This is a genomic window from Paraburkholderia sp. GAS348 (assembly GCF_050434205.1).
Classification (GTDB): domain Bacteria; phylum Pseudomonadota; class Gammaproteobacteria; order Burkholderiales; family Burkholderiaceae; genus Paraburkholderia.
Genome location: NZ_JBNPVT010000005.1, coordinates 307,016 through 320,562 on the forward strand (window position 1 = coordinate 307,016; position 13,547 = coordinate 320,562).

General features: G+C 65.0%; 7 protein-coding genes. 2 read left to right on the forward strand and 5 right to left on the reverse strand.

Annotated features, from left to right (window positions below; genetic code table 11):
- Nucleotides 1-446: 446 nt before the first annotated feature.
- Complete coding sequence (locus tag P3T22_RS11800; RefSeq protein ID WP_256390473.1) at nucleotides 447-569, reverse strand: hypothetical protein; 123 nt, start codon at nucleotides 567-569, stop codon at nucleotides 447-449.
- Between the two features lie 210 nt (nucleotides 570-779).
- Here P3T22_RS11800 and P3T22_RS11805 point away from each other — a divergent pair, with 210 nt between their 5' ends.
- Nucleotides 780-914: a hypothetical protein gene (locus P3T22_RS11805; protein WP_256390474.1), complete on the forward strand. Its 135-nt coding sequence runs from the start codon at nucleotides 780-782 to the stop codon at nucleotides 912-914.
- Between the two features lie 26 nt (nucleotides 915-940).
- On the opposite strand, the gene P3T22_RS11810 is transcribed toward P3T22_RS11805, so the two are convergent.
- Nucleotides 941-2,248, reverse strand: a complete 1,308-nt coding sequence (locus P3T22_RS11810; protein WP_063495095.1) for an MFS transporter — start codon at nucleotides 2,246-2,248, stop codon at nucleotides 941-943.
- A gap of 183 nt (nucleotides 2,249-2,431) precedes the next feature.
- Nucleotides 2,432-2,854 (reverse strand): energy transducer TonB family protein, encoded by a 423-nt coding sequence (locus tag P3T22_RS11815; protein WP_420488460.1) that lies wholly within the window; start codon nucleotides 2,852-2,854, stop codon nucleotides 2,432-2,434.
- Nucleotides 2,855-3,374: 520 nt separating this feature from the next.
- Between P3T22_RS11815 and P3T22_RS11820 the strand changes: the two genes are divergently transcribed.
- Nucleotides 3,375-10,868: an amino acid adenylation domain-containing protein gene (locus P3T22_RS11820; protein ID WP_429325048.1), complete on the forward strand. Its 7,494-nt coding sequence runs from the start codon at nucleotides 3,375-3,377 to the stop codon at nucleotides 10,866-10,868.
- A gap of 223 nt (nucleotides 10,869-11,091) precedes the next feature.
- Here P3T22_RS11820 and argH read toward each other — a convergent pair whose 3' ends face one another.
- Together argH and P3T22_RS11830 are read right to left on the reverse strand one after the other, a co-directional pair.
- Nucleotides 11,092-12,498 (reverse strand): argininosuccinate lyase, encoded by a 1,407-nt coding sequence (argH, locus tag P3T22_RS11825; RefSeq protein ID WP_063497831.1) that lies wholly within the window; start codon nucleotides 12,496-12,498, stop codon nucleotides 11,092-11,094.
- Nucleotides 12,499-12,662: 164 nt separating this feature from the next.
- Complete coding sequence (locus P3T22_RS11830; RefSeq protein WP_429325049.1) at nucleotides 12,663-13,475, reverse strand: helix-turn-helix transcriptional regulator; 813 nt, start codon at nucleotides 13,473-13,475, stop codon at nucleotides 12,663-12,665.
- Nucleotides 13,476-13,547 lie beyond the last annotated feature (72 nt).

Below are 13,547 nucleotides of genomic sequence, written 5' to 3' on the forward strand. Positions count from 1 at the left end.
CTTTCCCGGAGTTGAAGTGGACCGCGCGGCGGACGAAGCATTCGCCGAAGGGGTGCGCTGGAGCGAGAGTTTGCCTGAAAGAAAAGAGGCGCGACGTACAGTCGCCCAATCAAACGAGCGCTGCCACGGAACGCCTCCAAAAAACGCCCGCGTCGGGGAACTACGGGCGGAGAGGAATCGCCGCAATGAACAAACTGACTCATGCACTGAGTCATTCAGTGACTCAGTGCTGAGCGGCCACATCGTGTGATCGACCCAGTTCTAAAGAGACCGCCACCTGACGGTCGAGTTCAATGGCGCATTCATCAAGGCATGCCGCGCGAGTACCGGCCGATTCGTGTGCCGCTCACCGGTGCCCTGCGGTAGGTTGCTCATGACCGCTCTCTGCGTTCGGATAAGCGTCGCGCATTACACACCTGTTAAATCTGTCGCTTTTCGTTGAATGCCTAATTGGCTGGACGCATGCTCTGATGCGTGTTCGCCGGCGCAGTCACCGCGCGTGGAAGCGCGTACTCAATACCCACCGTCAGCGCCTCGATCCGCACACCCGCCATGGGCAGGGTTTGCACGGAGTGCACATGCTCAAAGCAGTATAGGTGCTGTTTTCGTCTGATGTGAGTCTGCCGCCGCCATGCTTCGGTGCGGTCGGTTTCGGGTCTCAAACGTGTAACACCTCAGTGATCTTCCCTTACAAATAGCAACGCTCGCGCGAGGCAGGGTCGTGTTCAATCGAGTCATTCGGGGTTTCGGCTCGAATGAATCTGACGAAGGAGAACAATATGAAACGCTTAATCCTGACCCTGATCGCAGGCACGCTGCTGGCAACGGCGCTCGGGGGCTGCATCGTTGCACCGGCGCCTGGCTATTACTACGGCGGCGGTTACTACCATCACGGTGGCTACTACTACCGATAACGGCTTGCGGCGCGCTTTCAGTCTCTTCACATCAAGCGCGCATCGCGCGTCTCGCGCATGCACAGCACACCGATCATGCTGACGGCCGCCGCAATCGACACATAAGCGCCCACCCACGACAGCCCGCCGTGCGCGGCCAGCACCTGTGCGATATACGGCGCGACCGACGCACCGAGAATTCCGCCGAGGTTGTACGACACGCCTGCACCCGTATAGCGCACGTTGGTCGGAAACAGTTCCGGCAGCAGCGCGCCCATCGGGGCGAAGGTCACACCCATCAGGAACAGTTCGATCACGAGGAACAGCAGCACCAGCGGTGTCTGTCCGCTGCCGAGCAACGGCGCCATCGTGAAGCCCGACAGGATCGCTGCGATGATGCCGGCGATCAGCACCGGCTTGCGGCCATAACGGTCGCTCGCCCAGGCCGACAGCGGCGTGGCGAGCGCCATGAACACGACCGCGATGCACAGCATGCCGAGGAACGTCGGCCGGGGAATATGCAGCACCGACACGCCATACGACAGCGAAAACGTCGTGGCGTTGTAGAACAGCGTGTAGCAGACCACCATTGCCAGCGCACCGAGCAGGGTCGGCAGCCCGTGCTGCGAGAGCAGCGTGGCGATCGGCATCTTCACGCGTTCCTTGCGTTCGATGGCCGCCTGGAAAGCCGGCGTCTCGGCGATCTTCAAGCGCACATACAAACCCAGCGCGACCAGCACCGCGCTGACGAGGAACGGCACGCGCCAGCCCCAGCTGCGGAATTGCTCGTCGCTCAAGGACAACGCCAAAGCGAAGAACAGACCGTTGGACGCCAGGAAACCGATCGACGGCCCCAACTGCGGGAACATCCCGAACCAGCCGCGTTTGCCGGCCGGCGCATTCTCGGTGGCGAGCAGCGCCGCGCCGCCCCATTCGCCGCCGAGGCCGATGCCTTGCCCGAAGCGCAAGATGCACAGCAGGATCGGCGCGAGGCTGCCGATCGAGTCGTAGCCGGGCACGAAACCGATCAGCGTGGTGGACACACCCATCACCAGCAGCGAAGCGACGAGCGTCGACTTGCGGCCGATCCGGTCGCCGAAGTGACCGAATAGGAACGAGCCGATCGGCCGCGCGACGAACGCGATGCCGAACGTGACGAAAGCCGACAAGGCCTGGGCGGTCGCCGAGCCATGCGGGAAAAACACCGGTCCGATAACGAGCGCCGCGGCAGTCGCGTAGACGTAGAAATCGTAGAACTCGATCGCGGTGCCGATGAAGCTCGCGAAGATGATCCGTGCGCTGCTGTTTTGCCCGGCCGCGTTGGGCTGGGCCGCGGAAATCGGCGAAGTGGACATGCAGGGTCTCCGTGTGTCGTGATGCCGTCGGGCACCATACTTTTTATATGCAGGCGGCATGAGCCGTGCCGGCAGGCTCCGGCTTAGGGAATCGGAAAATTATAACGAGCGCGGCGGCGGCGCAGCAAGGCGGGGCGAGGCTTGCCTCGCGTCTTGCCGATGAGCGCTGTTTTGGAGCCGCGTTCACTCGATGGTCTGGGCTTGCGGCGAGGCGAATTCGCGCAACTGGAATTTGCCGTTGTCGTTGAACAGCCAGTCTTCGAACAGTTCGAGCTGGCCACGGCCATTCAGCAATTTATCGGGCGGCTGCGGCAACGGCGAGGCGCGTCGCAAGCTGGCAAGCGCGGTGCTTTCGGCTTCGTCGTCGCCATTGGTGCGATACACCGACGACGCCACCACCTGGCCATTGCGATCCACCGTGAACGACACCACCACCAGCGAGCGCAGCATCGCTTGCGGCGTGCCGCGCAACACGTAGGACGGGCTGCGTTCAATGATGCGTTGGGCGACCGCGCTGCGATACTGGTCGAGCGTCGCACTGTTGACGGCGGCCGCCGGCGTGATGATAAGCGGGCGTTGCGGCGGCGTGATGGTGCAGCCTGCCATGGCCGCGAGCGCCAAAACCGAAGCGGCGGTCAACGCCGATACCGCGCTATATGCTTGCGATAACGATGCGCCAACGCGGAAAGCGAAGCGTCCGGTCAAGCGGCGAAGGTGACGCGTGCGGGTAAGCATCGTCGGAGAAACCACAGAGACAGGGTCTAACTTGATGGTAGTCAAAAAGCGTCAGGATGCAACTGTCGTTGACCCTGTATGCCGATCCAGCGCCATGCGATTCGGCTCGCTTGCACGCCGCGCGCGCCATCCTTTCCATCACCTTTCTGCTGTATGTATGAGTGCATTCAGTCTGATGCGATCCGCCTGACATACACCGTTTTTAAACAAAGTTCGTCACGCCGATCCACACACAACAGGAGTTCTAAGAGTTTTCCTATGGTGACAACAGCCTCACGTCGATAGCGTGGGCCGGACCATCGGGCGAAGCGTCGCAGCGCGATCATAAGTCGCGTACGAGCGGCGCTACGCGAGCCGATCGGTCCTGTCCATCCCGACAACGAGGTATCGTTTGGAACACACTTCCTTTGCGTTGACGCGCACGCAATCCCGCACGTTGGCGCACGCCGCCGCCGGTCCCAATCTCTGCGCCGTCTACCGGATCGACGGCCGTCCAGACGTCGAGCGTCTGTCCTCCGCCGTGGCGCAACTGGTGGCGCATTGCCGGCCGCTTGCCTACCGGCTCGTCGAAGCCGAACAGGGCATGCGCTGGGTCATCCGCCGTGATGTGCGCGCGCAACTGAACGTCATCGATCTCGACAGGCGTGACGCGCGCGACGAAGCCGCCGTGCTGTCGTTGATCGACGGCCTATGCGCGCGTGCCTTCCGTATGGACGCCGGACTGCCGTGGGCGTTCACGCTGCTACGCGCCGGCGCGCACAGTTACCTTGTGTTCGCCTGCCATCCCGCCTTGCTCGACCGTTTTTCGCTGACGCCGCTGTTCAACGCGCTTTCGCGGGCCTATCGCGGCGAGGCGCCGGGTGCGCCGCTCGGCATCGATCAGCAAGGCCTGCTCGACGCCGAGCGTGAACTCCTTGCGAGCGACCGTTTGCAGACCGACCTCGATTTCTGGATCGGCCAGGTGGGCGACACCTCGTTCGAATGGCATGCGCCGCGCCGGCAGAACGCCCTCGCCGACAGCTGCTTTACGGTGCGCCTCGACGCGCATACAGGCGCTGCATTGAGCCATGAAGCAAATGCGCTCGGCATCGCGCCCGATCTGCTGATCAAACTGTGTGTTCACGTGTTGCTGCGCCGCATGACCGGCAGCCGCGCGGTACTCACCGCGCATCACCAGCGTGGCCGCTGCCAGCGCGACGAGACGATCGGTTTCGACGAACGGGTACGTGTCCTTAAAACCGACTTCGACGACACAATGACGCTGCGGCAGTTTCTACGGCACGCGGCGGTGCGCGCCGAGATGGCCGATTTTCACGCCGAACTCCCAGCCTTCGAGGTGCAGCACGACATCGAGCGGCGCGAGCCGGGTTTCGTACGCGCCACCAATGTGGTGTGCGAGACCGACAGCTTGCCCTACGACGCGCTCACGCTCGGCACGCTGCCGGCGGCGTTGCTGGCACCGTACTCGCGGCGCTTCTCGCACGAGGACGTGGGCGTCTATCTCGATGTGCGCGAGGAGATCGCGTTGCACGTGCATAGCCGCCATCCCCAGGAACTCGACGGCTTGCGTCTCGCGTTCGAGCATTTGACGGCGCTGCTCGGGCGCGTCGGCGAGAGTCTCGAGCAGAAACTCGATGCGATCGATCTTTATACGCCGGCGTTGCGGCAGCATTGCGCTGTGTGGTCCGATGGCGGCCCGCTCGCGGCACCCGCGCGCGACGTGCTCGATCTGTTCGCGCAGGCAGCGTACGAACACGCCGAGTATCCGGCGGTCAGCGGCCCGGACGCCGCTTTCACTTACGCGCAACTGGCGCTCGCCACACAGCGTGTGGGCGCAGCCCTTGCCGCGCGCGAGCCGGACGCAGCGGATCGGCGGGACGCGTTGGTCGGAATTTGCGTCTCGCGCGGTGCGCGCATCGTTCCGGCGATGTTCGGCGTGCTCGCCAGTGGCGCGGGCTATTTGCCGCTCGATCCGCAGATGCCCGATGAGCGCTTGCGCTACATCGTCGAGGATTCACAACTGCGAGCGGTGATTGTCGATGCGGCGACGCACGAGCGCTTGAGCGCGCTGGCCGATTGCGCGCTGTACCGGATCGAGGATCTACTCAAAGGGCCGCCGGCCGGGGCGGCTATTGCGCAATGCCCGCAGGCCGATCCGCAGCGCACCGCCTACGTGATCTATACCTCAGGCACAACGGGCAAACCCAAGGGTGTCGTCATTGAGCGCGGCATGCTGGCGCACCTGATCGCTTCGCTGGCGGGCCGCTACCGGCGTGATGCAAGCACGCGCTGGCTACAGTTCGCGTCCATCAATTTCGACGCCAGCGTGCTGGAGATCTTCAATCCGCTGATGTACGGCGGCCACCTGATTGTCGCGCCCGAAGCGGTGCGCACCGACGCCGATGCGCTGTCCGCCTTCCTCAACGCCGAACGCGTCACGCATGCATTCCTCCCGCCGGCGATTCTCAAGCTGTTGCCGCGGCGCGCGCTGCCGCATCTGGACACGGTGCTATGCGGCGGCGAAGCGAGCGACGACGAGACGATCCGCTTCTGGTCCGGCGTGTTGCGTCTGTCGAACCTTTACGGGCCGACCGAGACCACTGTGCTGGCGACCGAAAACACCTTCGATGGCGATAAGCCAGCCAATCAGCTAGGCCATCCGCTTCCCGGCTACCAGATCCATCTGCTCAATGAGGATGGCGAAGCGGTGCCGCTCGGCGGGATCGGCGAGATCTGCATCGGCGGCGCGGCGGTTGCGCGCGGCTATCTGCTACGGCCCGAACTGACCGGGCAGAAGTTCAGGACGAACCCATTCGGCCCCGGCCGTCTCTACCGTTCCGGCGACCTCGGCCGTTTCCAGCCGGATGGCGCGATCGAGTTCCTTGGCCGCAGCGATTTACAGGTGAAGATTCGCGGCTACCGGATCGAGCTCGGCGAGATCGAAGCCAGCATCGTCGAGCAGCCGGAGGTGCGCAGCGCCTATGTCGGCACGTGCGAGCGGCAGGGCGGCACGGCGCTGGTGGCCTGGTATGTGGGTGCCGCGCTGGAGCCGGCGATGCTGCGGGATCGGCTTGCGCAACGTCTCGCGCATTACATGGTGCCGGCGTTCCTGTTGCCGATCGAGGCGCTGCCCTTGACGCTGAGCGGCAAGATCGACCGCAGCAAATTGCCGGCGCCGCAAGCCGGTCCGGCTGCCCCTGCGAGCCGCGCTTTCGACGCCTTCGAGCTGGCAGTCCAAGCAATCTGGTCGGAGGTGCTGAGCGTGCCGCTCGAGAGCGTCGGCGAAGACAGTCACTTCTTCCAGTTGGGTGGCCACTCGCTACTCGCCACGCTCGTCTGCAACCGGGTCAACGCGAGCTTGTCCGCGCCGGTCAAGCTGAAGACGCTATTCGAGCATCCGCAGTTCGACGCCTTCTGCGCAAGGGCGCGGCAGAGCGTCGAGCAAGGCGTGGCGCTGCCGCCGCTCGTCGCGCAATCAGACGCGCCTATGCCCGCGCCAGTGGCAAGCCGGCTCGTGCGAATGATGCACACCCGCGCGCTCGGCAAGCCTGACGATAACGCGTACAACATCGTGATGCGGGTGGACTTCGGCGGGGCCGCGAATCCGTTGCGATTGCACCAGGCGCTCGTCGCCGTGCTCGCGCACAACCCGATTTTCGATGCGAGCTTCGCGGAGCGCGGTGGACAATTGCTGCTGCTGCCGGGCACTGCTACCCCGCCGACGGATTGGCGCATTCCGCTAGAAAGCTGCAATGCCGGCGCTATCGACGCGCGTGCTGAAGCCATGCGCGCGCTGTGCTTGCCGCTCGACTGCGCGCCGTTGTGGCGCGCGCAACTGCTGATGTCCCCGCAAGAGAACCGCACCACCTTGTTGGTCTGCATTCATCACGCGATTTTCGACGGCTGGTCGTTCAAGCTGCTGCTGGATGAACTGGCGTCGCGTTATGAAGGCAAGCCGGTTTCGGCAGAGCGGCTCTCGTGGTTCGATTACGGTCATTGGGCGCCGCAACTGGCGGCCTCGCCGCGCTTTGCCGCCGCGCGCGACTATTGGATGCGCAAGCTCGACGGCGTTGCCTTGCGCACCGAACTGCCGTTCGACGCACTGCAGCGCGAACCCAACGCGAACCGCTCTCTGGCGCTGCATGTGCGGTCCGCCCAGATGCGGCGTCTGAAGCAGATTGCCGAGGCGCACGACATGACTTTGCCGCCCGTGCTGTTTGCGCTGTACCTGGTATGGCTGTGGCGCGTGAGCGGCCAGCAGCAACTGGCATGTGCCTATCCGTATGCGGGCCGCGATGTCCCGGGCAGCGAGGGGATCTACGGCATGTTCGTCTCGATGGCGGTGCTGGTGCAGCGCATCGACACGCGGCAGGGCTTCGGCGAGCTGGCGCGCGCGGTGCAACGCCAGATGCTCGACGACCGCGATCATCTGCTCGCCACGCCTTACGACACCGATAACGGCCAGCTCGGCGCGCTGAATGCGATTTTCAGCTTGCAGAACGGCATCGATCTGAATGGCCGCATCGGCGAGGCGGCCTATCACGCCGAGGAACGTCCTCCGCTGACGTCGAAAGCGGACCTGTCGGCGATTTTCTATTTGCGTCCCGATGGCGGTCTGGACGGGCGCTTCGAATATGACAGTTCGGTGTTGCACGCAGCCTCGGTCGAGCGCATGGCCGAGGTGTTCATGACGCTGTGCGACGCCGCGGCTCACCAGCCTGATGCGCCGGTCGGCGAACTGGCCTGGCTGAGCGACGCGCAACATGCTCAGTGTCTGAGTTACGCTTGCGGTGAGCCGCTGCCGGATGCACCGCAGTCGATTCCTGCGCGTTTCGCCGAGGTGGTCGCGGCGCACGCGTCGCGCGTTGCCGTGCGCTGCGGCGAGCAGCAGCTCAGCTATCGCGAACTCGACGCACTCAGCGATGCCATTGCCCGCGGCTTGTCAGCCTGTGTGCCGCCCGGCGCGCGCATCGGTTTGAGCATGCAGAAGAGCGTCCTGCTGGTGGCGACCGTGCTGGGCACACTCAAGGCGGGGTGCGCGTATGTGCCGCTCGACCCGGCCTATCCCGCCGAACGCTTGCGCTATTTCGTCGAAAACTGTTCGGTCGATACGGTACTCGCCGATGAACCGAGCCGCCGCGCGCTGGAGGCCGCAGGTCTCGGCGAATTGCGCACAATCGACCCGGCTGTGCTGGCGGCGGGGAATGCACATGCCGAGGCGGACATGCAGGCTCAGGCGGAGATTGACGCGGAGAAGCAAGCGGAGAAGCAAGCGGAGAAGCAAGCGGAGAAGCAAGCGGAGAAGCAAGCGGAGAAGCAAGCGGAGAAGCAAGCGGAGAAGCAAGCCGAGAAGCAGGCCGAGAAGCAAGCGGAGAAGCAATCAGCGCAGTCGCACCGGCCACGCGCTGTCGTTCCCGAGGCGCTCGCTTATGTGATCCACACGTCGGGCTCGACCGGCAAGCCGAAGGGTGTGCTGGTCGAACACCATAGCGTCGTTCGGATGGTGGCCGGCGCGAGCCGCGCGCTCGGCTATGCGCCAGGCAGCGTCAGCACCCTCGCGGCGTCCACCAATTTCGACGCGAGCGTGCTCGATCTGTTCCTCGCGCTGCTGCATGGCGGCACGCTCATCGTGCTGCCGGAGGAGGCGCGCCGCGATCCGCTGCTGCTGCACAGCGTGTTGAAGGCGGAGCGCGTCACGCATGCGTCGCTGGCACCGGTGGTGGTGCAGAGCTTGCCGCGCGAGCCGCTGCCGGATCTGCAACTGCTCGGCTTCGGCGGCGATACGCTGGACGAACCGAGCGCCGCATGGTGGAGTGAACGCACGCAACTGTTCAGCCTGTACGGCCCGACCGAAATCACGGTGATGGCCTCGTGCGGGCAGGTTTTGCCCGGCGGGCCGAGCCGCATCATCGGCAAGCCGTTGCCGGGTTACCGGCTCTATCTGTTGAATGCGCAGCGGCAACTGACGCCGCCCGGCTCGGTTGGGGAAATCTACATCGGCGGCGAGAATCTGGCGCGTGGCTATATCAATCAGTCGGCCATGACGATGGAGCGTTTCGTGGTCGATCCGTTTCGCGATGCACCGTACGCGCTGATGTATCGCACCGGCGACCTCGGCCGTTTTCTCGCCGACGGCACGATCGAATACTTCGGCCGCAACGACGCGCAGATCAAGTTGCGCGGCTTTCGCATCGAACTCGGCGAGATCGAGAATTGCATCGCGGCCGCGCCAGGTGTCGCGCATGCGGCATGCCGGGTGTGGGGCGAGGGCGAGGCGCGCTATCTGGCCGCGTATTACGTTGCCGGACCGGGCGCGGGCGGCGTCGCGCTGGACGAGGACACGCTGCGCCGTCACGTTGCGCAGTCGCTGCCCGACTACATGGTGCCCGCGTGTTTCATCAGGCTCGCCGCGCTCCCGGCGTCGCCGAACGGCAAACACGATCGCAAGGCGTTGCCGGCGCCGTCGCGCGCGAGCGGCGCGCCGCCGCGCGAGGGCGTCGAGCAACGCATTGCGGAGATCTGGCAGGGGCTGCTGCGTGCCTCCGGCATTGGCCGTGACGACAGCTTTTTCCGGCTTGGCGGCAACTCGATTCTGGCCGTGCGAATGCAGGCGCAGTTGCGCGATTCGCTTGGTATCGAGTTCCCGATGGCTGCGTTCTACCGTTCGCCTACCATCGCGACACTCGCGGATGGCCGTCGTGAAGACATGATCGAGCGCGCGCTTGCGGATGCCGCAGAGCCGTTCACCATCGAACACGCCGCACCGGCATTGGCTGACGGCGCCGAAGCAGCACCGATCCGCACGGTGCTGTTGACCGGCGCGAGCGGCTTCCTCGGCATTTACCTTTTGCACGCGTTATGCGGCCGGCTCGACAAGGTGGTGTGCCTGCAACGCTGCGCGAGTGCGGCGGCAGGGCTCGCCGTGTTGGAGGACAAAGCGCGCGAAGCGGGCCTTGCGATCGACTTCAGCCGCGTCGAGGTGATCCCCGCCGATCTTGCCGCGCCGCAGCTTGGACTCGACACGCCGCGCTGGGCGCAACTCGCCGCGCAGGTCGACGCGATCCTGCATTGCGGCGCGTTCGTGCATCACCTGCATAGCTATGAGGAGATGAAGCGCGCGAACGTCGGCGGGACGGAGGCCTTGCTGCGGCTCGCGCTGACGCAGCGGCAAAAACCGTTCTGCTTCATCTCGACGCTGTCGGTCGGCGAGATGCTGGCGGACGCCGTGCGCATCGACGAGCAGGTAAGCAACGCGCGTCCGCTGCTGGACAACGGCTATCTGCTGACGAAGTGGGTGGGCGAACAGCGCGTCGCGGAGTGCGCGCGCCGCTTCGGCTTGCCGGCGGTTGTCGCGCGCCCGGGCAATATCACCGGCGACCGCCGTACCGGCTTTAGCAACTTCGCGCACAACCATTTCTGGCTGTTCAACAAGGGCTGCCTGCAGCTGGGCGCTTATCCGGATACGGCGCGCGAAGTCGAAATGATGCCAGTCGATCTGCTGGCGAGCGCGGTAACGGCGGTGGCGCTGCATCCGCGTGCCGGTGTACGGGTGGTGAACCTGAACAACCCCCTCGCGCTGACTCAGCGGCAGTGGTTCGCGGCGCTGGCCGCTTGCGGTTTGCGCGCCGATCCGCAGGCGCCGGCCGACTGGCAACGGCGGCTGGCGGATCTCGATGCATCGAACGGTCTGGCGCTGATTCGCGATTTTTACGCCGACGACCTGTCCGGCGCGCCGTTGCCGGTCGAGCAGTTCGACACGGTGACGGAACTGGCATGGCACGGCGTGGAACTGACGGTCGACTACGCCGCGCTGATCCGGCTCTACGTCGGCTACTTGCGCGACGCGGGCTTTCTTAAGCCGGTATCGGAGACAGCGGAGTTGTAAAGCGCGGTGCGGGTGCGCGAGCGGCCGGCGGTGCATTGCCGGTCACTCGCACACCGAACGGTTGCTCACTTTGCTTTGTAATAGGCGGAAATATGACTGGATTGGTCCGCGGCCAAAACGAGCCTACACTTCGATGGCCTCTTGCGAGAGGCATCGGTGGAAGTCTTTCATTTAGCCCGCTTCGCGCGGGCTTTCTTTTGTGCGCTGCACGCGTTGCCGGACCTTATTTCAACGCTTCCCGTGCAGCCTTGACCGCCGCGAGCACCTGCTCGGGCGCGGTGCCGCCCGGATGGTTGCGGCTCGCCACCGAACCTTCGAGCGTCAGATACGAGAACACGTCTTCGCCGATCAGATGCGCGACGTTCGGCAGTTCTTTACGCATTTCTTCCAGCGTCAGGTCGGCCAGATCGCAGCCGCGATCGGCACACACGCGAACCGCCAGCGCCACCGCTTCGTGCGCGTCGCGGAACGGCAGGCCGCGCTTGACCAGGTAGTCGGCGAGATCGGTTGCCGTGGAGAAGCCTTGCAACGCGGCGTCGCGCATGGCTTGCGGCTTCACCGAGATGCCGGCGACCATTTCAGCGAAGATGCGCAGCGTGTCCGCGACCGTATCGACGGTGTCGAACAGCGGCTCCTTGTCTTCCTGATTGTCCTTGTTGTACGCGAGCGGCTGGCCTTTCATCAAGGTCAGCAGAGCGATCAGATGGCCGTTTACGCGGCCCGTCTTGCCACGCGCGAGTTCGGGCACGTCCGGGTTCTTCTTCTGCGGCATGATCGACGAACCGGTGCAGAAACGGTCGGCCAGGTCGATGAAGCCGACCCGCGGGCTCATCCACAGGACGAGTTCTTCGGAGAAGCGCGACACGTGCGTCATCACCAGCGCGGACGCTGCCGTGAACTCGATCGCGAAGTCGCGATCGGACACCGCATCCAGCGAGTTCGCGCAGATGCCGTCGAAACCCAGCGTCTTCGCTACCGCATGACGGTCGATCGGATAGCTGGTGCCGGCCAGCGCGGCTGCGCCGAGCGGCAGACGGTTCACGCGCTTGCGGCAATCGATCATGCGTTCGGCGTCGCGCGAAAACATTTCGACGTAGGCGAGCAGGTGATGGCCGAAGGTGACCGGCTGCGCGACTTGCAGATGTGTGAAGCCCGGCATGATGGTCGACGCGTTCTTCTCCGCCATGTCGAGCAGGGCCGTGCGCAGTTCCGTCAGCAGGCCGCCGATGCGGTCGATTTCACCGCGCAGCCACAGGCGGATGTCGGTCGCGACCTGGTCGTTACGCGAGCGGCCCGTGTGCAGGCGCTTGCCGGCGTCGCCGATCAGCGCGGTCAGGCGCGCTTCGATGTTCAGGTGGACGTCTTCCAGATCGAGTTGCCACTCGAACTCGCCTCGCTCGATCTCGCCCTTGATCTGCGCCATGCCGCGTTGGATCGCGGCCAGGTCGTCGGCGGCGATGATCTTCTGCGCGGCGAGCATCGAGGCGTGCGCGAGCGACCCTTCGATATCGACGAGCGCCAGACGCTTGTCGAAGAAAACCGACGACGTGTAGCGTTTGACAAGCTCCGACATCGGCTCCGAGAAGCGAGCCGACCAGGCTTCGCCTTTTTTGTGCAGTTGGGACGTCATGGTGTTGGGCAGTTGAACGAGGTGAGGAGGCTGGCGGCGTTTTGCGTACGGTGCAGGCGCCGCCGAAGCGAAGAATGGCAGGGATTTTAACACCGGCGGCCCGCATCAAAGACGCCGCCTGCCGGCGGTCACGTATGCCGCAGCGCGCCTCTGCTCTACAGCGGCTACTCCCGCACCAGCACCACCAGCTTCAGATCCTCGCGATGTGCCGGCTTGAAGGTGATCTGGTCGTAGACGATGCGGCCGTCGCGCGGATGGTTGAACTCGCGCCGGCCGCCTTCACGGCCGCCCACGTCCTGCGACGCCCAGAAGCGGGAGAACGCGTCGCTGGCGGCGGTGAGCGAGTCGATCAGCCCGCGGGTGGGCGCGTCGTTCAGATGGCGGATCGAGTCGGCGCGGAATTCGGCGGCGAGACGCCGCGCGCGCGTTTCCCAGTCGACGATCAACTCGCGGGCGGCCGCTTCGGTGAAGGTGTAGCGCAGCAGATTGCGGTCGTGCGTGCCGTCCAGCCAGCCGACGAACAGGTCGGCGGCGCGCGCGTTCCAGGCGAGCGCGTTCCACTGCCGGTCGAGCACGTAAGCCGGTGCGTTCAGGAGCTGCACGGTTTCGAGCAGGGTGGCGGGCGCGTCGGCGGCGGCCGGATCGGGCTCGGCCGGGTCGCGCTGCGCGGCCAGCTCGAACAGATAAGCCCGCTCGGCGCGCGACAATTGCAGCGCGACGGCGATGCGCGCCAGCGCCTCGGCGGAGGCTGAGACCGGGCGGCCCTGTTCGATCCACGTGTACCAGGTCGGACTTACGCCGCATAGCTGCGCGACTTCCTCGCGCCGCAAGCCGGGGGTGCGGCGGCGGGGGCCGGGCGGCAGGCCGAGCGCTTGTGGCGTGAGCCGTTCACGGTGAGCGCGGATGAAATCGCCGAGTGCGCGGGCAGGCGTGGCGTCGAGCGGCGGCGGGTTGTCGGCGGAGGGCGGCGTGGTCATTCTTATCGGGCAGCGCTTGGACGGGGGCGAGGTGGTGCTATCGATACCAGAATAATTGCTTAACTTGTACTG

Excerpts from the sequence above, each read along its gene's own strand:
- P3T22_RS11805 (WP_256390474.1), top strand. The coding sequence starts at position 780 with ATGAAACGCTTAATCCTGACCCTGATCGCAGGCACGCTGCTGGCAACG.
- P3T22_RS11810 (WP_063495095.1), bottom strand. The coding sequence starts at position 2,248 with ATGTCCACTTCGCCGATTTCCGCGGCCCAGCCCAACGCGGCCGGGCAA.
- P3T22_RS11815 (WP_420488460.1), bottom strand. The coding sequence starts at position 2,854 with ATGGCAGGCTGCACCATCACGCCGCCGCAACGCCCGCTTATCATCACG.
- argH (WP_063497831.1), bottom strand. The coding sequence starts at position 12,498 with ATGACGTCCCAACTGCACAAAAAAGGCGAAGCCTGGTCGGCTCGCTTC.
- P3T22_RS11830 (WP_429325049.1), bottom strand. The coding sequence starts at position 13,475 with ATGACCACGCCGCCCTCCGCCGACAACCCGCCGCCGCTCGACGCCACG.